Origin of the sequence: Vibrio sp. ED004 (assembly GCF_023206395.1) — a bacterium.
Classification (GTDB): domain Bacteria; phylum Pseudomonadota; class Gammaproteobacteria; order Enterobacterales; family Vibrionaceae; genus Vibrio.
The window spans coordinates 1,135,735-1,161,286 of sequence record NZ_CP066149.1 but is presented as its reverse complement, the minus strand read 5'-3'; the positions used below and the strand labels follow the sequence as shown (position 1 = coordinate 1,161,286).

Here is a 25,552-nt window from a genome sequence, read left to right as displayed (position 1 = left end):
ATTATATGTACAGAACACGTTGTAGCTCTTGATAGCTGGTGGTGCCTTCAAGCAGTTTGTCTAAACCAGACTCTTGCAGTGTTCTCATGCCTTCTCGGCGGGCGAGATCTTCAATCGCTAACGCATTAGGTTTGTTAATTAGGCTGTTTTTAAGTTTGTCGGTGAATGGCATTACTTCGTAGATACCAACGCGACCGGAGTATCCTTGATTGCACTCATTACAGCCTTGAGTGTTGGCTTTGTAGATGATTTGGCTATTTGGGATAGAGTGACGCAGGTAAATATCTTGTGAATCGTCTTCAGCTTTACAATGGTTACATAAGCGTCTCGCAAGACGTTGAGCAATAATCAAGCTCAATGACGAAGCAAGATTAAAGGGTTCAATCCCCATGTGAGCGAGTCGAGTCACCGTTTCTGCTGCGGAGTTGGTGTGCAACGTAGATAGCACCAAGTGCCCTGTTTGTGATGCTTTAATCGCGATCTCTGCCGTTTCTAAATCCCGGATCTCACCGACCATCACTACATCTGGGTCTTGTCGTAAAAACGAGCGAAGTGCTTCCGCGAATCCAAAGCCGATCTTTGGTGTCACTTGTACCTGATTGATGCCACACAGGTTAATCTCTACCGGATCTTCAGCGGTGGAAATATTGCGTTCAGTGGTATTTAGTACTCGAAGCCCAGTATAAAGAGACACGGTTTTGCCACTGCCGGTTGGCCCTGTCATTAGGATCATTCCTTGCGGGCGTTTCAAGGCATTAAGGTATAGGGCTTTCTGATCTTCACTGTAGCCAAGCTTGTCGATATCGAGATTGGCCGCACTGCTATCAAGCAGTCGCAGTACTATCTTCTCTCCCCATAAGGTCGGAAGTGTAGATACACGCATATCGATCGCGAGCTCATCATTCAGGCGCAGCTTGATGCGTCCATCTTGTGGCAAGCGACGTTCTGCGATATCAAGCTTGGCGAGTATTTTCAGACGAGCAGATAAACGGCGACTTAAATGGGAAGCGGGTTGCTGTATTTCAACCAGAATACCATCACAACGCAGTCGTACACGATAGTGCTCTTCGTAAGGTTCAAAGTGGATATCCGATGCACCTTTGCGCACCGCATCAACCAGTATCTGATTGATAAATCGGCTAACGGGGGAGTCGTCTTGGCTGAGGTCTTCAATTGAAGTTATCTCATCGTCGGAGACTTCGACCAGGTTGGCGAGTTCATCTTGGGTGATCTCTTTACGCTTAGGGCCTTGCCCTGAAATAGAGCGGCCATACAACTTTCGTATTGCGCCTTCTAATTCAGAGTAGTTAGCAACAACAAGTTCTATCTGCAATCCAGTCGCGAATCGGAAATCATCTTCCGCTTGTAAATCGGTCGGGTCGGCTGAAGCTAATGTGAGAGTCGAACTAGACACTGAAATCGGGATAGCGTGATACTTGGTGATCAGCTCGCGAAGCCCTAATTGGTCGCACAAGACTTCGTAGTCAGTATTGGCGAGTTGCACCGATGGCAGACCGAAGATGGCCTGAATGTTATGTGCGAGACTCTCGCTAGTGAAGAAATCAAGAACGAGTAAGGCTTCAGGTGTTGATACACCTGAAGTATGTATGTGTTCCGCAACGGTTTGTTCTTGAGTCAGGCTAAGTAAGTCAGCCTGACGTAGAACGGTCGGGAGGTTGGTGAGCATTATTTGACAGGACACCAGTCAGAGGCATTAACATTATTATCTGTACCTGAACATTCGACAGTCCAACTAATGCCGCTAGTATCCTTATTTGAAGTCAAGGTCACTTTTGCAGAAGTAGGTAGTGATCCTTTACTACCTGAGACTGCAGATTCAACTATAGCGGCTCCACCACTTAATTTTGCTAGAACTTCAAAACCTGTAAAAATTTGTTTTGCTGGAACGCCATTGTTACCGGAAGTACAACTGGCTGCTGATATGCTATCAGATAGACAAAGTCCAACAGCTGTTTTCATGGCTGATGACGCGTTTAACATATCACTCGCATGAGCTCTCATCGTATAGTTTTGATAAGCAGGCACTGCAAAAGCCGACAAAATCCCAATAATCGCTACCACAATCATCAATTCAATCAGCGTGAAGCCTTTCTGGTTCGTTCTTTTGTTCTTGTTATTCATTGTCTAATTCCATTCTTTAGTTTGTTTCAGCGCAAGCACTGGTTGGTAGAGAGAATAGAAGTCGAGGTGGGGAAGTGGAATGGTGTTCAGGTGTGGTCGCGAGTGGTTTTGTATTTATTAGTGTGATGTTTCATATAGCGCGCAAATTTATGCGATCAACTTAAATAACTGCTTGAAATACTGACAATTAAGGTAATAAAAAAGGCACTGTCATTAACAGTGCCTTTAGCGATAACTTATTAATTATTCAGTAGATTACGCTTTGAATCTCATTGATAGATCCATTGCTTTCAGGTGCTTAGTTAATGCACCTACCGAGATGTAATCAACACCTGTTTCCGCAAACTCTGCAATCGTATCTAATGTCACGTTGCCAGAGTTCTCTAGTGCAGCACGACCCGCGTTAATCTTAACTGCTTCACGCATCATGTCCGTAGTGAAGTTGTCTAGCATGATGATGTCTGCGCCAGCGTTGATCGCTTGCTCTAGCTCTTCTAGGCTCTCTGTTTCCACTTCTACAGGCTTACCTGGGTTCAGCTCTTTTGCCGCAGAGATTGCTTTTTCAATGCCACCACAAGCGATGATGTGGTTCTCTTTGATTAGGTAAGCATCGAAAACGCCAATACGGTGGTTGAAACCGCCGCCACAAGCGACTGCGTATTTTAGTGCGCTGCGTAGGCCTGGAATCGTTTTACGAGTATCTAACAGACGGCACTCTGTGTGTTTAATTTTGTCTGCGTAGATAGCTGTTGCTGTCGCACAACCAGACAGTGTTTGAATGAAGTTCATTGCGTTACGCTCGCCCGTTAGTAGCGCACGTGCTGGGCCAGTTAAAGTACAAAGCGTTTGGTTTGGCTCAACCTTATCACCATCTTCTACATTCCACTCGATCGTTACTTCACCGCCCAATTGCTTAAACACTTCATCAGCCCAAGCTTTACCACAGAACACACCGTGCTCACGAGTAATGATGGTTGCGCTGTTGATTGCGTCTGCTGGGATTAGACTTGCTGTGATGTCAGCCGCTGGATCTAACGTACCACCTAGATCTTCTTTGATAGTCTCGGCTACTGCACGAGTGATCTCTAGAGGTAGTTGCTCTTTTAAGTAGTCAAGGCGTTGGTGGCTGTTATGTGTGTTTTTCATCGCAAATCTAATCTTGAAAGGGAGTGGGAATGGAATGATACTCTTGCTTAACTTCAAATTAAAGAGGCTAGCGCGACTGCTCTATGGGTAAGGTCACATCTTATTGTGCTAGCAGAAAAGAAAGTGAGACCAAGATGACGATCAGCTTCAACGGATGGTACGACAACGCTCGGCATGTTCCTTCCCCGTATTTTGATGTAAGGCCTAGTGTTGATGATATCTCTCTGCTGGTGGTTCACAACATTAGCCTGCCACCGGGCCAATTCGGTGGCTCTTATATTGAGCAGTTTTTTACGGGCAAGCTAGACCCCGCTGAGCATCCATTTTTTAAGGTGATTCATCAAATGGGTGTGTCTGCACACTGCTTGATTCGTCGCGATGGTGAAGTGGTGCAGTTCGTTTCTTTCCTTGATCGAGCTTGGCATGCCGGCCAGTCGAGCTTTGCTGGGCGAGAAAGGTGCAATGATTATTCGATTGGTATTGAACTGGAAGGTAGTGACTTTGTGGCCTACACCGAACAGCAGTATCAAGCACTGACCCAGTTAACGGAATCATTGATATCAAGCTTTCCTCAGATCACCAATGAACGCATTACTGGCCATCAATACATTGCACCTCTGCGCAAAACTGACCCAGGTTTGGTTTTCGATTGGCAGAAGTTTAAAGGTAAGCTGAACTTCTAGGCTTTCATTTTCTTTATGGCTCTGTTGATTACAGAGCCTTAGATAGTCAACGCTGAGCATAATTACTTGTGAATTTTTGTTGTTGCGATGTAAAGAAAGTGGTTGAAGGAAGGGCATCAATAAATCGAGAGTGTGACGAGCTTATCAAACACTCATATATTAAAACTTATGAACAGAATTTCCCTCCCAAATGTGCGCTTGGTTCGATTTTTAACCGAGTTAGGCTAATCTTTCTGAAACAATTCATTTTTATCCTGAAACTTTCTAGCACGAATCCTCCCCAAAAGTATTACCCCTGTAAATGGTAAGACCAATTTGGTTGCTGTTTTAAATTTCATTTGTTAAATCACGGTTAATTCACACTGCATTCTATGATGCAGGTCAATTTTACGCTGGACAGTGGCGTTTTAATTATGTTAATTTCTGCCCAACTTAAAATTGGTATTACCAATTGTCAGCGAAGAAAAAGAAGAACAACAAACTATGGCTTATCAAAGGATTCGTCAGCCAAAACTCTCCGATGTTATCGAACAAGAGTTAGAAAGGTTGATAGTGGAAGGAACACTGGCTCCAGGGCAGCAGTTGCCGCCTGAGCGTGAACTGGCGAAACAGTTCGATGTGTCTCGTCCTTCAATCCGAGAAGCGATACAACGTTTAGAAGCAAAACGCTTGCTTACTCGTCGTCAAGGCGGAGGTACGTTTGTTAGCGAAAATATCTGGAAAAGCTTTTCAGATCCTTTGCTTAATTTGTTGTCCTCCCATTCTGAAACCCAACTAGACTTGTTGGAATCGCGTCATGCGATGGAAGGGATTTCGGCTTACTTCGCGGCATTGCGTGGCACTGATGAAGACTTTGCTCGAATTCAAGCATGCCAAGATAAAATTCACGGCGCGCAAGATAAGGGTGATATTGAAGCCGAATCTGCAGCGGTGATGGCTTTTCTTATTGCTTTAACAGAGGCAGCGCACAATGTGGTGTTATTACACATTGTTCGTAGTTTGGCTCCGTTACTCGAACAAAATGTCTTAGAGAATTTAAAGCTGTTGCATCGTCGTAAAGACGTTGTGGAGAAAGTGAGTATACATCGAGCTAACATTGTAGATGCGATTGTTTCAGGGCAGCCAGAACAGGCACGTGAAATGTCACACTCTCATTTAGCTTACATCGAAGAAACATTGCTGGATTTGACGAAGGAAGAGTCGCGCCGCGAACGTTCTCTACGTCGAATTCAACAGGGTAAATAGTCGTAATACTTCGACTTTTTACGTGTTTAGTAGAATCCAACTAACAAAAAGGATAGATCGCCATGTCTGACATGAAGCATGACGTTGATGCTCTGGAAACTCAAGATTGGTTAGAAGCTCTTGAGTCAGTAGTACGTGAAGAAGGTGTAGAACGTGCACAGTTTTTACTAGAACAAGTTCTAGATAAAGCGCGTTTAGATGGTGTTGATATGGCTACAGGCATCAACACAAACTACATCAACACAATTCCAGCAGCACAAGAGCCAGCTTACCCTGGTGACGTAACTCTTGAGCGTCGTATTCGTTCGATTATTCGCTGGAACGCAATCATGATCGTATTGCGTGCTTCTAAGAAAGACCTAGACCTTGGTGGTCACATGGCTTCTTACCAGTCAGCTGCAGCGTTCTACGAAGTATGTTTCAACCACTTCTTCCGTGCTCCAAACGAGACTGACGGTGGCGATCTAGTTTACTACCAAGGTCACATCTCTCCAGGTATCTACTCTCGTGCATTCGTTGAAGGTCGTCTAACTGAAGAGCAGCTAGATAACTTCCGTCAAGAAGTTGATGGTAAAGGTATCCCTTCTTACCCGCACCCTAAACTGATGCCTGAGTTCTGGCAGTTCCCTACAGTATCTATGGGTCTAGGTCCGATCTCTGCGATCTACCAAGCTCGTTTCCTTAAGTACCTAGAAGGCCGTGGTCTTAAAGATACTTCTGCTCAACGTGTATACGCTTTCCTAGGCGACGGTGAGATGGATGAGCCAGAATCACGTGGTGCTATCTCTTTCGCTGCGCGTGAGAAGCTAGACAACCTATGTTTCCTAATCAACTGTAACCTACAGCGTCTAGACGGCCCTGTAATGGGTAACGGTAGCATCATCCAAGAACTTGAAGGCCTATTCAAAGGTGCAGGTTGGAACGTTGTTAAAGTTATCTGGGGTAGCAACTGGGATTCTCTACTAGCTAAAGACACTACTGGTAAGCTTCTTCAACTAATGAACGAAACTATCGATGGTGACTACCAGACATTCAAATCTAAAGATGGCGCATACGTACGTGAGCACTTCTTTGGTAAGTACCCAGAAACAGCTGCACTAGTTGCAGACATGACTGACGACCAAATCTTCGAACTGAAGCGTGGTGGTCACGATTCTTCTAAACTGTTCGCTGCATTCAACAATGCAAAAGAGACAGGTGGCAAGCCAACAGTAATCCTAGCTAAGACAGTTAAAGGTTACGGCATGGGTGAAGCTGCAGAAGGTAAGAACATCGCTCACGGTGTTAAGAAGATGGACATGACTCACGTACAATACCTACGTGACCGTCTAGGCCTACAAGATATCCTTTCTGATGAGAAAGTATCTGAGCTTCCTTACCTGACTCTTGAAGAAGGTTCTGCTGAATACGAATACCTGCATGCTCGTCGTAAAGCCCTACAAGGTTACACGCCAGCACGTCTGCCAAAATTCACTCAAGAATTCAAAGTTCCTGAGCTAGACGCATTCGCACCTCTACTAGGTGAACAGAAGCGTGATATCTCTACAACTATGGCTTATGTACGTACGCTAAACATCCTTCTTAAAGATAAGAACATTGGTAAGAACATCGTTCCTATCATCTGTGATGAAGCTCGTACATTCGGTATGGAAGGTCTATTCCGTCAGGTTGGTATCTACAACCCACACGGTCAAGAATACACACCTGAAGATAAAGGCATCGTTTCTTACTACAAAGAAGCAACGTCTGGTCAAGTACTTCAAGAAGGTATCAACGAGCTAGGTTCTATGGCTTCATGGGTTGCAGCGGCAACTTCATACAGCACGAACGACCTACCAATGATCCCGTTCTACATCTACTACTCAATGTTCGGTTTCCAACGTATTGGCGACATGGCATGGCTAGCAGGTGACCAACAAGCGCGTGGCTTCCTACTAGGTGCTACAGCTGGTCGTACAACACTGAACGGTGAAGGTCTACAGCACGAAGATGGTCACTCGCACATCCAAGCGAACACTATCCCGAACTGTATCTCTTACGACCCAACGTTCGCTTACGAGCTAGCAGTAATCATGCAAGACGGTATCCGTCGCATGTACGGTCCTGAGCAAGAGAACGTTTACTACTACCTAACAGTAATGAACGAGAACTACGCAATGCCAGCAATGCCAGAAGGCGCTGAAGAAGGCATCCGTAAGGGTATCTACAAGCTTGAATCTCACGCTGGTGCTAAGGGCAAAGTTCAACTAATGAGCTCTGGTACTATCATGAACGAAGCGCGTAAAGCAGCTGAAATTCTAAGCGAAGAGTACGGCGTAGCATCTGACGTATTCTCAGTAACGTCGTTCAACGAGCTAACTCGTGACGGCCAAGCGGTAGAGCGTGACAACATGCTTCACCCAGAAGCTGAAGAGAAAGTACCGTACATCACAACTGTTCTTGGTAAAGAACCTGCAATCGCAGTGACTGACTACATGAAGAACTACGCTGAGCAAGTACGTGCGTACATGCCAACTGAGTCTTACAAAGTACTTGGTACAGATGGTTTCGGCCGCTCTGACAGCCGTGCAAACCTACGTCGTCACTTCGAAGTTAACGCTGGCTACATCGTAGTTGCAGCTCTAACTGAACTGGCTAAACGTGGTGACATCGAGAAATCAGTAGTTGTTGAAGCAATTGCTAAGTTCGATATCGACACTGAAAAAACTAACCCGCAATACGCATAAGACTGGCATTAAGGTAGGTAAATACAATGACAATCGAAATTAATGTACCAGACATCGGTGCTGACGAGGTTGAAGTAACTGAGATTCTTGTAAACGTTGGCGACAAGGTTGAAGAAGAGCAGTCACTGATCACTGTTGAAGGCGACAAAGCTTCAATGGAAGTTCCAGCGTCTCAAGCGGGTATCGTTAAAGAAATCAAAGTAGCAGAAGGCGATTCTGTTTCTACTGGTTCTCTTATCATGATCTTCGAAGCGGAAGGTGCTGCAGCAGCACCGGCTGCGCCAGCAGTTGAAGCGGCGGCACCAGTTGCTGCAGCTCCTGCAGCGGCAGCCCCTTCTGTTGCGAACGAACTGAAAGAAGTTCACGTACCAGATATTGGCGGTGATGAAGTTGAAGTAACTGAAATCATGGTTGCTATCGGTGATGCAGTAGAAGAAGAGCAATCTCTTCTTACTGTTGAAGGCGACAAGGCTTCAATGGAAGTTCCTGCACCATTCGCTGGTATCGTTAAAGAAATCAAGATCGCTTCTGGTGATTCAGTTTCTACTGGTTCTCTAGTAATGGTATTCGAAGTAGCTGGTTCAGCACCTGCAGCAGCTTCGGCTCCTGCGGCGGCGGCACCAGTTGCAGCGGCACCAGCAGCATCAGCTGAGAAAGAAGTAAACGTTCCTGATATCGGTGGTGACGAAGTAGAAGTTACTGAAATCATGGTAGCGGTTGGCGATACAGTAGAAGAAGAGCAATCTCTAATTACTGTTGAAGGCGACAAAGCTTCAATGGAAGTTCCTGCACCATTCGCTGGTACAGTAAAAGAAATCAAGATTGCAGCTGGCGACAAAGTGTCAACTGGCTCTCTAATCATGACTTTCGTAGTTGAAGGCGCAGCGCCTGCTCCTGTTGCAGCGCCTGCTCCTGTTGCAGCACCTGCACAAGCAGCAGCTGGCGACTTCCAAGAGAACGGTGACTACGCGCACGCTTCTCCAGTTGTTCGTCGTCTTGCTCGTGAATTTGGCGTTAACCTTTCTAAGGTTAAAGGTACTGGTCGTAAGAGCCGTATCCTTAAAGAAGACGTTCAGTCTTACGTTAAAGATGCACTTAAGCGTCTAGAGTCTGGTGCTGCGGCATCTGGCAAAGGCGGCGACGGTTCTGCTCTTGGTCTACTACCATGGCCAAAAGTTGACTTCAGTAAGTTCGGCGAAACTGAAGTTCAGAAACTTTCTAAGATCAAGAAGATCTCTGGCGCAAACCTTCACCGTAACTGGGTAATGATCCCTCATGTTACACAGTGGGATAACGCAGACATCACTGAGCTAGAAGCATTCCGTAAAGAACAGAACGCAATCGAAGCGAAGAAAGACACTGGCATGAAGATCACTCCACTTGTGTTCATCATGAAAGCTGTTGCTAAAGCGCTAGAAGCATTCCCAGCGTTTAACTCTTCTCTTTCTGAAGATGGCGAAAGCATCATTCTTAAGAAATACGTAAACGTGGGTATCGCTGTTGATACACCAAACGGTCTAGTTGTTCCTGTATTCAAAGACGTGAACAAGAAAGGCATTTACGAGCTATCTGAAGAGCTAATGGCTGTTTCTAAGAAAGCACGTTCTGGTAAGCTAACAGCGGCAGACATGCAAGGCGGTTGTTTCACAATCTCTAGCCTTGGTGGTATCGGCGGTACTGCATTTACTCCAATCGTAAATGCACCAGAAGTAGGTATCCTAGGTGTATCTAAGTCTGAAATTAAGCCAGTTTGGAATGGTAAAGAGTTCCAACCACGTCTACAGCTTCCACTGTCTCTATCATACGACCACCGTGTGATCGATGGTGCTGAAGGTGCACGCTTCATTACTTTCCTAAACAGCGCACTATCTGACATTCGTCGTCTAGTACTGTAATTGAGAAAGTAATTATTAAGGTGGCTTTCGGGTCACCTTAATTCTTTATATAAAGACTATTTTTAGAGAACAGTTTCCCGCATTTCTCATAAAGCGGAAGGGAATTGTTGTCTAGCTCACAGGCTAACTTAAAGCTACTTTCACACTGTTAACATCTCTGTAAAATGTTTCCTGTTTGAAAGCCCAATAATTTAAGAACATCTACTCAGCCTGTTAGGGATAATGACTACAAGAGGTCACAATGAGCAAAGAAATTAAAGCCCAAGTTGTTGTACTTGGTTCAGGTCCTGCTGGTTACTCAGCTGCATTCCGTTGTGCGGATTTAGGTCTAGAAACAGTACTAGTTGAACGTTACAGCACTCTTGGTGGTGTATGTCTAAACGTTGGTTGTATTCCATCAAAAGCACTTCTTCACGTTTCTAAAGTAATCGAAGAAGCTAAAGCGATGGCAGAGCACGGCGTTGTATTCGGCGAACCACAAACGGACATCAGCAAGATCCGTATCTGGAAAGAAAAAGTAGTAGACCAACTAACTGGCGGTCTTGGCGGTATGGCTAAGATGCGTAACGTAACTGTTGTTAACGGTTTCGGTAAGTTCACAGGTCCTAACAGCATTCTTGTTGAAGGCGAAGGCGAAGCAACAACTGTTAACTTCGACAACGCAATCATCGCTGCGGGTTCTCGTCCAATCAAGCTTCCTTTCATCCCACATGAAGACCCACGTATTTGGGATTCTACGGATGCACTTGAGCTGAACGAAGTTCCTGAAAAACTGCTTATCATGGGCGGTGGTATCATCGGTCTTGAAATGGGTACGGTTTACCACTCTCTAGGTTCTAAAGTAGACGTAGTTGAGATGTTCGACCAAGTTATCCCTGCTGCGGATAAAGACATCGTTAAAGTCTTCACTAAGCGTATTAAGAACAAGTTCAAGCTAATGCTTGAAACTAAAGTAACAGCTGTTGAAGCGAAAGAAGACGGTATCTACGTTTCAATGGAAGGCAAAAAAGCACCAGCTGAAGCTGAGCGCTACGATGCTGTTCTTGTTGCTATCGGTCGTGTTCCAAACGGTGCACTTATCGACGCTGAAAAAGCAGGTATCGAAGTTGATGAGCGTGGCTTCATCAATGTTGATAAGCAAATGCGTACGAACGTTCCTCACATCCACGCGATCGGTGACGTTGTTGGTCAACCAATGCTTGCTCACAAAGGTGTACATGAAGGTCACGTAGCTGCTGAAGTTATCTCTGGTAAGAAGCACTACTTCGACCCTAAAGTAATCCCATCAATTGCGTACACTGAGCCAGAAGTTGCTTGGGTAGGTAAGACTGAGAAAGAAGCGAAAGCGGAAGGCCTGAACTACGAAGTTGCTACTTTCCCTTGGGCTGCTTCTGGTCGTGCAATCGCTTCTGACTGTGCAGACGGTATGACTAAGATGATCTTCGATAAAGATACTCATCGCGTAATCGGTGGTGCTGTTGTTGGTACTAACGGTGGTGAGCTTCTTGGTGAAATCGGCCTAGCAATCGAAATGGGTTGTGACGCAGAAGATATCGCTCTTACTATCCACGCTCACCCAACTCTACACGAGTCTGTTGGTCTAGCTGCGGAAGTATTCGAAGGTTCAATCACTGACCTTCCAAATAAGAAAGCAGTGAAAAAGAAGAAGTAATTCTTTCTTAGCCACTCGCTAATGTTTTTAAAAGTCGCTGATTCGTCAGCGGCTTTTTTATGTCTGAAGAAAAGTGGGTTGTCATGTCTGTATGAGATCCCCAACTCGCTCGTCCCTCGCTCTTGAGGATGACGAAGTGAGGATTGAAAGTTTATGCTTTGACGATATCTCTAGCGTAAAGGTGAGAACTGTAGCTCTATATTCCTGTCATTCAATAGGCTGACGAAGGAAGGAGTAGGGAATCTCATTCTGGTTTTCTATCGGTAATAAAAAAGGTTCATCGCGGATTAGCGGGAACTAAAAACAAAAAAACGGTAGTAAGTGATATGGTTTAGTCGCCAAACAAAAATCATACACAAACTACCGTTTTCATGCCGAATCATACTTTCCTATCTTCATTCTGGGAAGGCTTTAAAATAGTAAAGTCTCACCAGACAGCATCACTTGTTACACTAACTCTTAAACCTAATTCTGAGGCTAAATGCCTTTGCGGTCTTGAAGCTGAGGCTATCCATGAGTATCAATGGCGTCATGTGAAAGAGGCCATGTTGTTCAATGTTCCTGTTGAGCTTTCCGTTCAAACTCGAAGGATCAAGTGTCGTGACTGCGGCATAAAAACAGAGTTTCTATCTTGGTTAGAGCCTTATGCTCGTATAACGACGCGTCTAAAAAGCTATATAGAACAACTACTGCCTCTTCTTCCCATTAAGCATATCTCCCAGTTAACGAGCGTTCATTGGCACACCATTAAAGAGATAGATAAACGTCGACTTCGCCAAGTGGTACCGTCAGTGAAATGGGAAGGGCTAAGGCAACTCGTCATGGACGAGTTCGCCATCTTTAAAGGGCACCGATATGCCACAGTCATCGCTGATGCTAAGACTCACCAAGTCATTTGGATAGGGTTAGGTCGTAGCCGCAAGGACATACGACCGTTTTTCGAGCAGTTAGGCAAGCATGGTAACAATATCGAAGCGGTCGCAATGGACATGAATACGGCTTTTGACCTTGAAGTTCAAGCGCACTGCCCGAATGCAAAAATCGTTTACGACTTATTCCATGTTGTTGCTAAGTTTCGGTCGTGAGGTGATGGATAGAGTCAGAGTCGACCAAGCTAACAAACTCAAGCAGGATAAAAAAGCGAGGCAATGGGTGAAGCGCTCACGCTGGGTACTGCTGAAAAACAGAGGTAATTTAAATGCACGACAAGATAGCTATCTTACTGAAATATTGAATATCAATAAGGACTTGATGGCCACTTATATACTCGGCTCACAACTCAAAGAGCTTTGGTACTGTAAATCAGAAGCACATGCTAAGGGGCTCTGGGAGGTATGGTGGGCACAAGTGCAAGAGAGTGGAATTAAGCCATTGAAAGAGTTTGCACGAAAACTGAGGCCTTATCTTCACGGTATTATTGCATCGGCAACTTATCCGCTCAACACCTGCACATTGGAAGGGATAAACAACAAAATAAAGTTAATCAAGCGAATGGGGTATGGATATCGAGATACAGACTACTTCTTCTTGAAGATAAAAGCGGCTTTCCCCGGAAAGCCGCGATGAACCATAAAAAAGGGCTGGCGTAAAAGCCAACCCTTTAGTTTTACGCGAATCTATTTATAGATACACAGCATGTTTAGGTAGCTATCCGTCAAGCTTGAAAGCTCTTCAGGCGTTTCTACACGTTTCGCTTGAATGAATAGCGAGTAGCAGATGCCGTGGAATAGGTTCGCTAGATGCTTAGGGTCGTGATCGTCGCAAACTTCGCCGCGTTCAATCGCTTTGCTAAACATGTTTTGTACTAACATTTGGTTAGTGCGGTTAGTGGTTACGAATAGAGGCCATACTTCATCGCGAGTTGATGCGCTCCATTCGAACCATACGTTCAACCAATGGCTGTCTTGAGCCACTAACGTCACCATTTCAGTCGCAATATTATGTAGGTTTTCTTTTGCGTGAATATCTAAGTCGATATTGTCTGAAAGGAAGTTAGAGAATTGGCGTACAACGTGATTCAGTACTTCATCAACCAGATCTTCACGGGTTGGAAAGTAGTTAAATACGGTTGCTACAGACACCTGAGCAATATCTGCAATGTCTGCGTGTCCACCACGGCCAATGCCACGGCGAGAGAACACTTCAAGTGCGATTTCCATCAATTGAAGTTTTCTTTTTAGGGGTGAAAGCCTAGTTCTAGGTCTCTTAGAGATTGAGTCCATTTTGTTTTCCTTGCCAACGAATTTCTTATATTAATGATTTTATTATTATTTAAGCCAAGATGAGTGTAATGGTGCATATGCGAATGGTCAATCCTTTGAGCTTATTTAATAGACAGTTACATCAAACTTGATACATAAAGCGTGATCAGTATTGATGTGAAAGGAAGCGAGTATCGGACAAGGCAGTAGCGCACATTATCGTGGATAATCTGACAGTAAATTTGAACCATAAGGTGGTGTGGGTATTTGAGCAGTGCTAGACTTACGCACAAATTGAGCGGCGCCGATGGCAGAACTGTCTACACTTGTCGCAATCACCAAATAAAATGAGAGCAGTATGAAGCATACAGTTGAAGTCATGATCTCTGAGCAAGAAGTTCAGGATCGAGTGAACGAACTAGGCAAACAGATCACGGAACACTACAAAGGTAGTGAAGATCTAGTTTTAGTTGGCTTATTACGTGGATCTTTTGTCTTTATGGCGGATCTTGCTCGTGCTATCGATTTAACTCACCAAGTTGATTTCATGACTGCGTCTAGCTACGGCAACGGCATGGAAAGCTCACGTGATGTTCGTATTTTGAAAGACCTGGATGATGATATCCAAGGTAAAGACGTTCTGCTTGTTGAAGACATTATCGATACAGGTAACACACTGACGAAAGTGAAAGAGATTCTGAGCCTACGTGGTCCTAAATCTATCGAAATTTGTACGCTACTAGACAAGCCTTCTCGTCGTGAAGTGACGGTGGATACTAAGTGGATTGGTTTTGAAATCCCTGACGAGTTCGTTGTGGGTGTTGGTATCGACTACGCACAAAAATATCGTCACCTGCCGTACATCGGTAAAGTTGTACCTCAAGAGTAATTATTACGCTTGTCGAATAGAAGTCATTAAAAAGCCCGCATCAAGCGGGCTTTTTGTATTTATAGCGGAAGGGTCTAGCCTTGCTGGCTAAGAAGAGGCGTCGTTAAGATTTTATTCAATGCCTCTAAATGACTGTTCTCTAGGGTATCGTTACTTGAGCAACGCACGCCAAGGTCTTGTAACTTGCCATCGCCAATGCCGTAAACCACACCGTGGATTTCAACCTCTTGGCCTCGCTCCCATGCGTTTTGCATAATGGTTGAGTTACCTAGGTTATAAACCTGCTCTGCGACGTTAATCTCGCACAGTTTGTCACCCCATTGCTCACGAGGAAGCCCTTCGATCTGCTTACGGTATTTTAGGTAATTGTCGCGGATGTGAAGTAACCAGTTATTGATTAAGCCAAGTTTAGGATTATCAATTGCCGCGTTAACACCGCCACAACCGTAGTGGCCACAAACAATAATGTGTTTAACTTTGAGTACATCGACCGCGTACTGAACAACAGACAGGCAGTTTAAGTCGGTATGAACCACTTGGTTAGCAACGTTTCGATGAACAAACAGTTCGCCAGAATACAAACCAGTGAGACGCTCGGCCGGTACACGGCTATCAGAGCAGCCGATCCATAGGAAACCAGGGTTTTGACCCTCTTCAAGCGTTGTAAAATACTCTGGTCGCTCTGAACGAATTTCTTCAGACCATTTAGAGTTGTTTTCAAAAAGCTGTTTAATCTCTGGCATTTTGCGTCTTACATCCCTTAATTAAGAATCACAACTATACACAATGTTACAAATTCAATCTCGTAAAAACTGTGTCAATTAGTACTCATCTGACGTGTCCTAGTCGTTAAAATCATGAACTTAGCTTAGAAGCTATGATCCGGTTATAAGACATGAATAATGTGATTGAATTAACACTTTCTGAACACTTGATACATTTGTTAAAGTGATAAGGTTTGTCATTTCATCATCAGGAAGGTGTGTTTTGTTTGGAAGTCGTTTTACGGATATCAATCTCAAAGGGGACATGTTTGGCGGTGTGACTACAGCCATCATCTCACTGCCTTTAGCGTTGGCATTTGGTGTTGCTTCTGGGGCTGGTGCTGAAGCAGGCCTTTGGGGCGCCATCATGGTCGGCCTATTTGCCGCTTTATTTGGCGGTTCAAGCAGCCTGATATCTGAGCCAACCGGCCCGATGACAGTGATCATGACAGCGGTAATGACGAGCATGGTCGCTAAATATCCTGAAACCGGAATGGCAATGACCTTTACCGTCGTGATGATGGCGGGGGCGTTTCAAATATTACTTGGCACGTTAAAGCTCGGAAAGTACGTTACTTTGATGCCATATAGCGTGATCTCCGGCTTTATGTCGGGAATTGGCGTTATTCTGATTATCTTGCAACTCTCGCCACTGCTTGGGCACGCCGCTCCTTCTGGTGGAGTGATGGGCACACTCTCTGCGCTTCCTGATACGCTAGCAAACTTAAAAGTGAGTGAGCTATTTCTAGGTGTACTGACACTCGGTATTCTCTTTGGCTTCCCAGCTAAGTACCGTAAGTATGTGCCAGCACAACTGGTCGCGTTAGTGGCTGTGACTCTGTTGTCTGTTATCTTCTTCGATACCGATTCTATTCGCCGCATTGGTGAAATCCCTGCCGGGCTACCTTCTCTTGTTATTCCAACTATCAGCGCTGAGCAGTTTACGACTATGGTTATTGATGCCTTAGTGCTTGGTACGTTGGGTTGTATTGATACGCTTTTGACAGCGGTTATTGGTGATTCACTGACTCGTAAAGAGCATGACTCTGATAAAGAGCTTAGAGGGCAGGGCATCGCCAATATGCTTTCTGGCCTGTTCGGAGCACTGCCTGGTGCGGGCGCGACTATGGGTACCGTGACCAACATTCAGGTTGGCGCGCGTTCTCCACTGTCTGGTGTGATTCGTGCCTTAGTATTAGCGCTAGTCGTTTTGGTTGCTGGTGGTTTAACCGAACCCATTCCTATGGCGGTGTTGGCGGGTATTGCTATGTACGTGGGCTTCAACATTCTCGATTGGAGCTTTATTCAGCGCGCACACAAGGTCAGTTATGCTGGTATGGGCGTGATGTATGGCGTAATGCTGCTAACCGTATTTGTTGACCTGATTATTGCTGTTGGGCTTGGTGTCTTTATCTCAAATATTCTGATTATTGAAAGATTGAGCCGAGAGCAAGCCAGACAGGTTAAGGCGATCAGTGATGGAGATGATGAAGACGATATTCCACTCACTGATAGTGAACGTCAGCTACTCGATGGCGCGAATGGTAAGGTTCTGTTCTTCTATCTTTCAGGGCCAATGATCTTCAGTGTTTCTAAGGCTATTTCGCGCCAGCACTCCAGTATCTCTGACTATGAAGCGATGATTTTAGATTTAACTGACGTTCCGATGATTGATGTAACCGTTGGTCTAGCGCTGGAGAATGCCATCAAGGATGCTCTAGATGCGCAGTGTGAGGTGTACTTGTTGTGTCCTAACGAGAACACGCGTCAGCAGCTTGAGAAATTCCATGTAATTGACTTGGTTCCTGAATCCAATACTTACCGATTCAGATACGAAGCGCTGACGGCTGCAACCAGTTATGTTGAGAGAGACGAGCACCAATTTGAGTCAGTCTAAGCTTCCGCGATGAACTTATTTGATTCATCGGTTCTTCATTTAATTCTGACAAAAATGCCGTTAAGTGAATGACTTGGCGGCATTTTTTTGTTTATCGAACATGTTTATTCTCTTTAGTTCGCTGAGATCTTCCACTGTTTTAAAAAGAAAGCACTAATCGATATTTGTATTCATCGTCAATCAACGATAAACTTGTTCGCAAAATGGCCGAGTAAACAAATCTTGGGTTAGCTTCAGCTAATTCGTTTACGTTTCACTCTCTTCCTCATACTCGGTCATCAACATCTATCTATAGCAAATGGCAGTCTATCTCTATGTATGCATTAGAAATTGAGCAATTAAGAAAAACTTATGTTGGGGGCTTTGAGGCTCTTAAAGGCATTAGTTTACAAGTAGAAAAAGGCGACTTTTACGCACTACTTGGTCCAAATGGTGCGGGTAAGTCGACTACCATCGGTGTTATCTCATCACTGGTTAACAAGACTTCAGGCAAGGTTAAAGTGTTCGGCTACGACATTGATACTGATCTGGAGTTGGCGAAACAAAACCTAGGCTTAGTGCCTCAAGAGTTTAACTTTAACCCGTTCGAAACCGTAGAGCAGATCGTATTACAGCAAGCTGGTTACTACGGTGTGCCGAAAGCTCTTGCGAAAGAGCGTGCGAAAAAGTATCTATCTCAACTCGATTTGTGGGAAAAACGTAGCGAACGTGCGCGTAACTTATCTGGTGGTATGAAGCGTCGTTTGATGATTGCTCGTGCACTGATGCATGAGCCACAGTTGCTTATCCTTGATGAACCAACAGCAGGTGTCGATATTGAACTACGTCGCTCTATGTGGGAATTCCTGAAAGAGATCAACGAGAAGCAGGGCATTACCATTATCTTGACCACGCACTACCTAGAAGAAGCGGAAATGCTGTGTCGCAATATCGGTATCATCAATCGTGGTGAGTTGATTGAGAACACAACCATGAAAGCGTTGCTAGGTAAGTTGAGCGCAGAGACCTTTATTCTGGACCTTGAAGAGGGCGCGACTGAACCTAAGCTAGAAGGCGTGAATAGCCAAGTAATGGTGAATGGCTCGTTAGAAATTGAAATCGACAAGAACCTCGGCTTGAACACCATCTTCGCTCAGTTGAGCGATCAACAGGTGAAAGTCCTCTCTATGCGTAACAAAGCAAACCGTCTAGAAGAGCTATTCGTGAGCATTGTCCGTGAGGGGAGTAAATAATATGTACAGCCTATATTGGACAGCTTTCTGTAGTTTATTAACTAAAGAGATCAATCGTTTTACGCGTATCTGGGTGCAAACTCTGGTGCCGCCAGCGATTACCATGACACTTTACTTCATCATCTTCGGTAACCTGATTGGTGCACGTATTGGTGAAATGAACGGCTTTAGTTACATGGAATACATTGTTCCTGGTTTGATTATGATGTCGGTGATCACCAACTCATATTCAAATGTGGCATCGTCGTTCTTTAGTGCAAAGTTCCAAAAGAACATTGAAGAGCTGCTTGTAGCACCTGTCCCTAACTACGTGATTATCGCGGGCTTTGTAATGGGTGGCGTCGTGCGTGGTTTGTTAGTAGGTACTATCGTAACCTTCGTATCATTGTTCTTTGTTGACCTACAAGTCGATCATTGGGGCGTGATTATTGCGACGGTATTCCTAACGTCAGTCGTGTTCTCACTGGGTGGCCTGATTAACGCGGTGTTTGCTCGCACGTTTGATGACATCTCGATTATCCCTACCTTTATCTTGACACCACTGACTTATCTTGGCGGTGTGTTCTACTCGATCAGTTTATTGCCTGAGTTTTGGCAAGGTATATCGAAGCTGAACCCTATCGTGTACATGGTAAACGCGTTCAGATATGGCTTCTTAGGTGTATCTGATGTAGGTATTGTGACGTCGTTTGGTGTGCTAGGTGTGTTTATCGTGGTGCTGTATGGCATCGCACATTACCTAGTGACGAAAGGTATCGGCTTACGTAGTTAATCCTGGATAACAGACAAAGAAAAAGGTCGATATTATATCGACCTTTTTTATGTTCTGCGTTTGTGCTTTTACTTTGCGTTTGGAGCTGGTTTACGCAAAGAGAAGAACGTGATTACTCAGCGACTTCTTCTTTCACTTCTTCTTTCGTTTCCGTTACCAAATCAAGAACTTGGTTGTCGATAAGACGAGTCTTACCTAGGAAGGCTGACATAAGAATCACTGCTTGAGTTGATTCTGAAGTGATGGCTTGTAGAGTCTTAGCGTCACAGATGAAGATCTCATCTGGTTGCAGATCTGCTGCGCGAAGCTGGTCTGTTGCATCTTCAATCACTGATGCGTAATCATCGCGACCGCCGCGAATTGCACTGCTGATCCAACGCATGGTGCGCGCTAGAACAGGAGCTCGTTGACGTTCATCAATGGTGAGATTGCTATTGCGAGAGCTCATTGCCAAACCGTCCATCTCACGAACCGTCGCGACACCCACAACTTCAATGTCTAACGCTAAGTCAGTCGTCATCTGGCGAATCACAGCAAGTTGCTGGAAATCTTTCTCGCCGAAGCATGCAAAATCTGGCTGAACGATGTTGAACAGTTTAGTGACAATTGTTGATACGCCGCGGAAGTGACCCGGACGAGAAGCACCTTCAAGCATGTGAGATATGCCTGGGACTTCAACAAACGTCTGCTTGTCTAGTCCTTCTGGGTACATAACCTCTGGCGTTGGTGTAAATACCAGTTCAACACCTTCGCCCGTTAGTTTGCTTAAGTCAGCTTCTAACGTACGAGGGTAGTTGTTTAGATCGTCGGCACGGTCAAACTGCATTGGGTTAACAAAGATGCTTACCACAACAATGTCAGCCAGCTCACGAGCTTTCTTTACCAGAGTTAAGTGGCCTTCATGCAGGTTTCCCATTGTCGGAACAAAAGCAACCGTACGTCCATCACGCTTAAACTGTTTAATCTGCTCACGAAGAGCCGCTATTTCAGCAAAAGTTTGCATACTTACTCCTAAGCGATTGTATGAGCTTCATCAGGGAAGCGCGCGCTCTCTACTTCTTCTTTGTATAGAGCTACTGCCTTACGCATATCACCTGTTTCAGCTAGGAAATTCTTAGAGAATTTCGGCATGTAATTCGCAGAAATACCGAACATGTCATGCATAACCAAGATCTGACCATCGGTAACGTTGCCTGCGCCGATACCAATAACAGGTACGTCACAAGCTTCTGTAATTCGTTTTGCCAATGAAGCTGGTACACATTCAAGTAGAACGATTTGTGCGCCTGCGTTTTGCAATGCTAGAGCATCAGCAACCATTTTATCGGCTTGCTCGTCGTCACGGCCTTGAATCTTGTAACCACCAAAGATGTTCACAGACTGAGGCGTTAAGCCCAAATGTGCACATACTGGTACAGCACGCTCTGTTAGCATTTTCACAGTATCAACCAACCAGCTTCCGCCTTCGATTTTTACCATGTTCGCTCCAGCACGCATTAAGGTTGCAGCGCTCTCACAAGCTTGCTCTGGAGTCGCGTAGCTCATGAAAGGCATGTCAGCCATAAGAAGGCAGTTAGGGCTACCTGCACGCACTGAACGCGTATGGTAAGCAATCTCTTCAACGGTAACTGGTAGAGTGTCGTTATGGCCTTGTAGAACCATACCCAGTGAATCACCGACAAGCAGCACTGGCATTTCTTGACTTTCGAATAATTGAGCAAAGCTCGCATCGTAAGCTGTCGAAGTCGCAAATTTACGGCCTTCAGTTTTGCATTTGATAAGGTCGTTAATGGTTACTTTTTTCATTGGTTTTCCTTAATGCGTTTGGCTATTGCTGCCAAACATTGAGCCCGTTCTTATCTACTATTTTGAGTAGTTCTGTCAGCTCAGTCCCATCAGGGAGTTGTAAACTTGGTGCGATTTCAGCAAGCGGGTAGAGTACAAACTCTCGTTCTTTCATTCCGTAATGAGGAACGATTAAGCGCTCTGAATCGATCACCTCATTGCCGTATAACACAATGTCGAGATCCAAGGTTCTTGGCTCCCAACGCTCGTCTTTACGGACGCGCCCTTGCTCTAGCTCGATTTTTTGAGTGCAATCAAGCAGTTCAATTGGCGTTAATTCGGTTTGGATTGCCACTATCGCGTTGATGTAGTCTGGTTGATTTTGTGGCCCCATTGGAGTGCTACTATATAGCTGTGAGGTCGCAACAAACGTTGATCGCGGTAGGTTTTTTAGCGTTTCGATAGCCAAATTTGCTTGGCTAACTGGGTCGGCAAGGTTGCTGCCGACCGCAATGTAAGCAGTGATCATTCTGATTGCTTACTCTTTTTGTTTCGGTAAGTCTTACGGCGACGATTGCCTGACTTTGCTGGTGCTGCTACATCATTAGCCATGGCTTGGCGCATATTGCGACCGGCTGTTTGGTAGCGCTCCCACCATTTCGCTAGATCTTTGGTTTCGCCACCTTCAATCTCACCACGCATTTCTAGGAAATCGTAGCCTGCACGGAACTTGTTTAGCTCCATTAGGCGAACGGCGCGTTTACCGTTGCGGCGAGGAAGTCGTAATTGTAGCTGCCAAACTTCACGAATGGTTGCTGTGTGACGACGAGGGATAGCAATAGATTTAACTTGCTGGTCAAGGATGATGTTGCTTGCTTCCATGATCGCATCGTAGTGCGCCATGCCTTGCTCTGCGACTAGCTTGTCTGCCAACTTGTTCATTGGGTACCAAAGAATCGCAGCAAACATAAACGCAGGGTTTACTCGTTTGCCATCTTCGATGCGAAGGTCAGTCGAGTCGAGTACCAAGTCAAGCATCTGTTCTGTATGAGAGTCGTAATCTTCAGTGAAGAACTCAGCGATTGCTGGGAACATCTGTTGGAACAGATTGTATTCACGCATCAGGTGGTAGGTTTCTAAACCGTGTCCTGATTGAAGCAGTTTAAGAGACTCTTCGTAAAGACGCGCTGCCGGGATATCTTTTAGAAGGTGTGCCAGCTCCTCAATTGGGTCAGCAGTGTCTTCTTCAATATCGAAATCCAGTTTAGCGGCGAAGCGCATTGCACGTAGCATACGTACCGGGTCTTCGCGGTAGCGTGTTTCTGGATCGCCGATTAGACGGATCAGTTTGTCTTCTAAATCTTCTACACCACCTGCGTAATCGTGGATGCTGTAGTCTGCAATGTTGTAGTACATCGCGTTGATTGTGAAATCGCGACGCTCTGCATCTTCATCAACACTGCCGTATACGTTATCGCGAAGCAGCATGCCTTCTTTAGATTGTGCAGATACGTTTTTCGATGGCTCTTGATGGTGACCACGGAAAGTGGCTACTTCGATGATGTCACGACCAAACATGATGTGCGCCAAGCGGAAACGGCGACCGATAAGGCGACAGTTTCTGAAAAGGTTCTTGATTTGCTCTGGCGTTGCGTTGGTCGCAATATCAAAATCTTTTGGCTGAGAGCCTAATAGGATATCGCGTACACCACCACCGACTAAAAACGCGTCAAAACCCGCACCATTCAGGCGATATAACACTTTTAGTGCGTTGTCGCTGATCTGCTTGCGTGAAATATTGTGCTCTTGACGAGTATAAATATTCAGAGCTAATTCGTGGAATCCGCGTTGTTCGCTTGGGGTATTGTCGTTTGTATTCATTAGTTTAGAACAAAGTAGGTATCGCCAACTTTGTTTTTCTCTTAGTCCAAAGTGGTAGTGCAGAGTTTAATTGCGGCTAATAATAGCTTAGCGCGAGCCATTTGAGAACATCGTCTGCTTAACCACTGTGGTAGGTTATGGCATTTTTATGTGTCGTTTTTGCTATTTGCCGTGAATTTCGAGCTAATTACAGTGCTCTTTTTGTAAACTATCAGGTAACTGACTGACGTTCCATTGTTGGCAGCCCCACAATAAAATCTCATCGATTGAAGCCTCACAAATAGCCTCAGGAATAGTGAAACCTAAGAATTGCATGGCATTAAGTAGCGTTGGTTTTGGGTTGTCGAGATCGATGGCTGTGGCGTGGTTCTGTTTTGACAGTTTATTCCCCAAGCTATCAGTTGCCAATGGTAAGTGCAGGTAACTGACGGTTTTTTGCTTGAGTGTCTTATACAAACTGATTTGTCGACCTGTTGGTTCGATTAGGTCTGCGCCTCTAACAACTTCGGTTACCCCTTGGTCGATATCATCAAGGACAACCGCTAAGTTATAAGCAAACAGTCCATCTCGGCGTTTGATAATGAAGTCTTCTTCCGCCAATGCTTTAGGTATCTGGATTGTACCGTGACGAACATCGTCAAACGACTCGATAGGATAATCCATACACAAGCGTACTGCTTGCTCACCTGAATCAATCAAATCTGCGTGTCGGCAGTGGCCATTATAGAAACCGCCTAAGGCTTTTATCTGTTTACGAGTGCATTGGCAGTAGTAGGCTTGTTTATCAGCGACCCATTGATCAATTTGAGCTTGATACATGTCGTGACGTTGGCTTTGATAGACGACTTCGCCATCCCAAAAGAGGTGGTAAGCCTCAAGCGTCTTAAGAATCAGGTCTGCAGCTCCAGCCATTTCTCTTGGTGGGTCTAGGTCTTCCATACGAACTAACCATTTTCCTTGGTTAGATTTTGCTTGGAAGTAGCTACCAAGAGCAGCAACAAGTGAGCCAAAATGAAGAGGACCTGACGGTGATGGTGCAAAGCGCCCGATATAATTCATGTGTGAACAACCTAATCTGGATGGTAACGCAGTAGCCGATTCTTAAGACGTTTAACTGTCGTAGTATTGTTTCTAACTCGCGCTTGAACGCGCTGAGATAACCAACAAAAAAGGGAGCCAAAGCTCCCTTTCTTTATATCTGCAAGAATTAACCTTGCATCTGTTTCTCTTTGATCTCTGCAAGTGTTTTACAGTCAATACAAAGATCAGCAGTTGGACGAGCTTCAAGGCGACGAATGCCAATCTCGATACCGCAAGAATCACAGAAGCCGAAATCGTCTTCTTCGATCTTGTCTAGTGTCTTCTCAATTTTCTTGATCAGACGACGCTCACGGTCACGGTTGCGTAGCTCTAGGCTGAATTCTTCTTCTTGAGAAGCACGGTCAACTGGGTCTGGGAAATTCGCTGCTTCGTCCTGCATGTGGTGAACAGTACGATCAACTTCTTCCCTGAGCTGGTTGCGCCAAGCTGCTAAAATTTTTGTAAAATGTTCCGTTTGCTCAGGTGACATGTATTCTTCACCTGGCTTTTCTTGGTACGGTTCAACACCTGCGATGGCTAGGATGCCTAGCGCTTTTTTCTTAGATTCTGGCATACAGCATCTCCTATTTACACCTAGTCAACTGCAAAGCAGCTAATTTTAAGGCGGGTATCTATAGCAGAAAGAACGAATGGTGGCAAATACTCTTATTCAAACTTGCAATCAATGTGATTTGTTCAACATCTTTGTTCAGTTATTGATAAATTCAACAGATTGTTTTAGTTGTATTTGAGTACTGCTGAGCTCTGCTTTATAGCAAAGCACTTCAACTCCAGCGTCTTGTGCTTGTTTTAGTAATAACGAATATTTGGCGTCTATATGGTGTGCCGCAGACACTTTTTCAATACCTGAATGCAAAACAGTGAATAAAAGTACGGCTCTATTTCCAGATTCGACCATTTCTGTGAGTTCACGCAGATGTTTTTGACCTCTGGTGGTGACCGCATCAGGGAAAAAACCTTGCCCTTCGGTTGACGCTTGTTGTTTAGTTGAAACTTGTTGCTCGTCGAGCAAAGTGACGCTTTTTACTTCGATGTAACAAGGCGGCTTTTCGTTATCTTCAAGCAGAATGTCAATTCGACTATTCTCGCTACCATACTTCACTTCGGTTCGTAACGCGTTATAACCTAAGAGTTCAACTATAGTCCCATTTTCAATTGCTTCCACCGCTAGCTGGTTTGCTCGCGCAGTATTTACACAAATACGGTGACCTTTGTCTGTTTCTGAGATCTCCCAGCTGTTTGGGTACTTTCTTTTTGCGTTATCGGATGTTGAGTACCAAACGGTGTTACCTGGGGTAGCACACCCTGTCATCGCTCCAGTGTTAGCACAGTGAATAGTACGCTCGCTGCCGTCTGGAAGTTTGATGTCAGTGAGAAAACGTTTATAGCGTTTGATAAGAGTCGCTGACTCTAATGGCGGATTGAAGTGCATATTACTTATTTAGACGGGTAGGTTTTTATGTACAATGTTGCCAACATTACACCACAAGGTTCTCCCATTGCCACAACTGCCCATAGAAG

General features: G+C 44.9%; 21 protein-coding genes and 1 pseudogene. 10 read left to right on the top strand and 12 right to left on the bottom strand.

From position 1 onward, the window contains the following. Position 1 precedes the first annotated feature (1 nt). From pilB to nadC, 3 genes are all read right to left on the bottom strand, one after another. Complete coding sequence (gene pilB / locus ITG10_RS04950) at positions 2 to 1,687, bottom strand: type IV-A pilus assembly ATPase PilB (protein ID WP_248386737.1); 1,686 nt, start codon at positions 1,685 to 1,687, stop codon at positions 2 to 4. Next, on the bottom strand, positions 1,687 to 2,142 hold the full coding sequence (locus ITG10_RS04945) for a prepilin-type N-terminal cleavage/methylation domain-containing protein (protein WP_017629810.1): 456 nt from the start codon (positions 2,140 to 2,142) through the stop codon (positions 1,687 to 1,689). Before ITG10_RS04945 ends, pilB begins: the two co-directional genes overlap by 1 nt. Positions 2,143 to 2,397: 255 nt before the next feature. Further along, the gene (gene nadC, locus ITG10_RS04940; RefSeq protein ID WP_017629811.1) at positions 2,398 to 3,288 is read right to left on the bottom strand and encodes a carboxylating nicotinate-nucleotide diphosphorylase; all 891 of its coding nucleotides are present in this window, start codon (positions 3,286 to 3,288) and stop codon (positions 2,398 to 2,400) included. Positions 3,289 to 3,371: 83 nt separating this feature from the next. Here nadC and ampD point away from each other — a divergent pair, with 83 nt between their 5' ends. The 6 genes and pseudogenes from ampD to ITG10_RS04910 all read left to right on the top strand — a co-directional run bounded on the left by ampD (position 3,372) and on the right by ITG10_RS04910 (position 13,075). After that, complete coding sequence (ampD, locus tag ITG10_RS04935) at positions 3,372 to 3,971, top strand: 1,6-anhydro-N-acetylmuramyl-L-alanine amidase AmpD (RefSeq protein WP_017629812.1); 600 nt, start codon at positions 3,372 to 3,374, stop codon at positions 3,969 to 3,971. A 483-nt stretch (positions 3,972 to 4,454) separates the two neighbouring features. Next, on the top strand, positions 4,455 to 5,216 hold the full coding sequence (gene pdhR / locus ITG10_RS04930) for a pyruvate dehydrogenase complex transcriptional repressor PdhR (protein WP_017629813.1): 762 nt from the start codon (positions 4,455 to 4,457) through the stop codon (positions 5,214 to 5,216). A 62-nt stretch (positions 5,217 to 5,278) separates the two neighbouring features. After that, positions 5,279 to 7,942 carry a pyruvate dehydrogenase (acetyl-transferring), homodimeric type gene (gene aceE / locus ITG10_RS04925; RefSeq protein ID WP_017629814.1) on the top strand — a complete coding sequence of 888 codons (2,664 nt, stop codon included), beginning with the start codon at positions 5,279 to 5,281 and terminating at the stop codon, positions 7,940 to 7,942. A 26-nt stretch (positions 7,943 to 7,968) separates the two neighbouring features. Continuing rightward, complete coding sequence (gene aceF / locus ITG10_RS04920; protein ID WP_248386736.1) at positions 7,969 to 9,837, top strand: pyruvate dehydrogenase complex dihydrolipoyllysine-residue acetyltransferase; 1,869 nt, start codon at positions 7,969 to 7,971, stop codon at positions 9,835 to 9,837. A gap of 241 nt (positions 9,838 to 10,078) precedes the next feature. Beyond that, positions 10,079 to 11,509: a dihydrolipoyl dehydrogenase gene (lpdA, locus tag ITG10_RS04915; protein WP_017630530.1), complete on the top strand. Its 1,431-nt coding sequence runs from the start codon at positions 10,079 to 10,081 to the stop codon at positions 11,507 to 11,509. Between the two features lie 371 nt (positions 11,510 to 11,880). After that, positions 11,881 to 13,075 (top strand): annotated as a pseudogene (locus tag ITG10_RS04910) (ISL3 family transposase). A gap of 50 nt (positions 13,076 to 13,125) precedes the next feature. Here ITG10_RS04910 and ITG10_RS04905 read toward each other — a convergent pair. Further along, positions 13,126 to 13,731, bottom strand: coding sequence for a LuxR/HapR/OpaR family quorum-sensing transcriptional regulator (locus ITG10_RS04905; protein WP_048664508.1), 606 nt, complete (start codon positions 13,729 to 13,731; stop codon positions 13,126 to 13,128). Between the two features lie 337 nt (positions 13,732 to 14,068). Between ITG10_RS04905 and hpt the strand changes: the two genes are divergently transcribed. Next, a complete protein-coding gene (gene hpt / locus ITG10_RS04900) occupies positions 14,069 to 14,599 on the top strand; it encodes a hypoxanthine phosphoribosyltransferase (protein WP_017633235.1) in 531 nt (176 codons plus the stop codon). 74 nt (positions 14,600 to 14,673) lie between these two features. On the opposite strand, the gene can is transcribed toward hpt, so the two are convergent. Further along, positions 14,674 to 15,342 (bottom strand): carbonate dehydratase, encoded by a 669-nt coding sequence (can, locus tag ITG10_RS04895; RefSeq protein ID WP_017633236.1) that lies wholly within the window; start codon positions 15,340 to 15,342, stop codon positions 14,674 to 14,676. 286 nt (positions 15,343 to 15,628) lie between these two features. Between can and ITG10_RS04890 the strand changes: the two genes are divergently transcribed. From ITG10_RS04890 to ITG10_RS04880, 3 genes are all read left to right on the top strand, one after another. Continuing rightward, the gene (locus ITG10_RS04890) at positions 15,629 to 17,260 is read left to right on the top strand and encodes a SulP family inorganic anion transporter (protein ID WP_017633237.1); all 1,632 of its coding nucleotides are present in this window, start codon (positions 15,629 to 15,631) and stop codon (positions 17,258 to 17,260) included. 314 nt (positions 17,261 to 17,574) lie between these two features. Beyond that, positions 17,575 to 18,492: an ABC transporter ATP-binding protein gene (locus tag ITG10_RS04885; protein WP_017633238.1), complete on the top strand. Its 918-nt coding sequence runs from the start codon at positions 17,575 to 17,577 to the stop codon at positions 18,490 to 18,492. 1 nt (position 18,493) lies between these two features. Then, positions 18,494 to 19,264, top strand: coding sequence for an ABC transporter permease (locus tag ITG10_RS04880; RefSeq protein ID WP_017633239.1), 771 nt, complete (start codon positions 18,494 to 18,496; stop codon positions 19,262 to 19,264). Positions 19,265 to 19,376: 112 nt separating this feature from the next. Here the strand turns inward: ITG10_RS04880 and panC are convergent, their stop codons facing one another. The 7 genes from panC to sfsA all read right to left on the bottom strand — a co-directional run bounded on the left by panC (position 19,377) and on the right by sfsA (position 25,463). Beyond that, on the bottom strand, positions 19,377 to 20,267 hold the full coding sequence (gene panC / locus ITG10_RS04875) for a pantoate--beta-alanine ligase (protein WP_017633240.1): 891 nt from the start codon (positions 20,265 to 20,267) through the stop codon (positions 19,377 to 19,379). Positions 20,268 to 20,275: 8 nt separating this feature from the next. After that, positions 20,276 to 21,070, bottom strand: a complete 795-nt coding sequence (gene panB, locus ITG10_RS04870; RefSeq protein ID WP_176680420.1) for a 3-methyl-2-oxobutanoate hydroxymethyltransferase — start codon at positions 21,068 to 21,070, stop codon at positions 20,276 to 20,278. A gap of 22 nt (positions 21,071 to 21,092) precedes the next feature. Further along, positions 21,093 to 21,578, bottom strand: coding sequence for a 2-amino-4-hydroxy-6-hydroxymethyldihydropteridine diphosphokinase (gene folK, locus ITG10_RS04865; RefSeq protein WP_017633242.1), 486 nt, complete (start codon positions 21,576 to 21,578; stop codon positions 21,093 to 21,095). Further along, positions 21,575 to 22,930: a polynucleotide adenylyltransferase PcnB gene (gene pcnB, locus ITG10_RS04860; RefSeq protein WP_017633243.1), complete on the bottom strand. Its 1,356-nt coding sequence runs from the start codon at positions 22,928 to 22,930 to the stop codon at positions 21,575 to 21,577. The genes folK and pcnB overlap by 4 nt, the downstream gene beginning before the upstream one ends. Positions 22,931 to 23,113: 183 nt before the next feature. Next, positions 23,114 to 23,989, bottom strand: a complete 876-nt coding sequence (gene gluQRS, locus ITG10_RS04855) for a tRNA glutamyl-Q(34) synthetase GluQRS (protein WP_017633244.1) — start codon at positions 23,987 to 23,989, stop codon at positions 23,114 to 23,116. A gap of 148 nt (positions 23,990 to 24,137) precedes the next feature. Then, positions 24,138 to 24,584: an RNA polymerase-binding protein DksA gene (gene dksA / locus ITG10_RS04850; protein ID WP_004738189.1), complete on the bottom strand. Its 447-nt coding sequence runs from the start codon at positions 24,582 to 24,584 to the stop codon at positions 24,138 to 24,140. Positions 24,585 to 24,719: 135 nt separating this feature from the next. After that, positions 24,720 to 25,463 (bottom strand): DNA/RNA nuclease SfsA, encoded by a 744-nt coding sequence (gene sfsA / locus ITG10_RS04845; protein WP_017633245.1) that lies wholly within the window; start codon positions 25,461 to 25,463, stop codon positions 24,720 to 24,722. Positions 25,464 to 25,552: the final 89 nt, after the last annotated feature.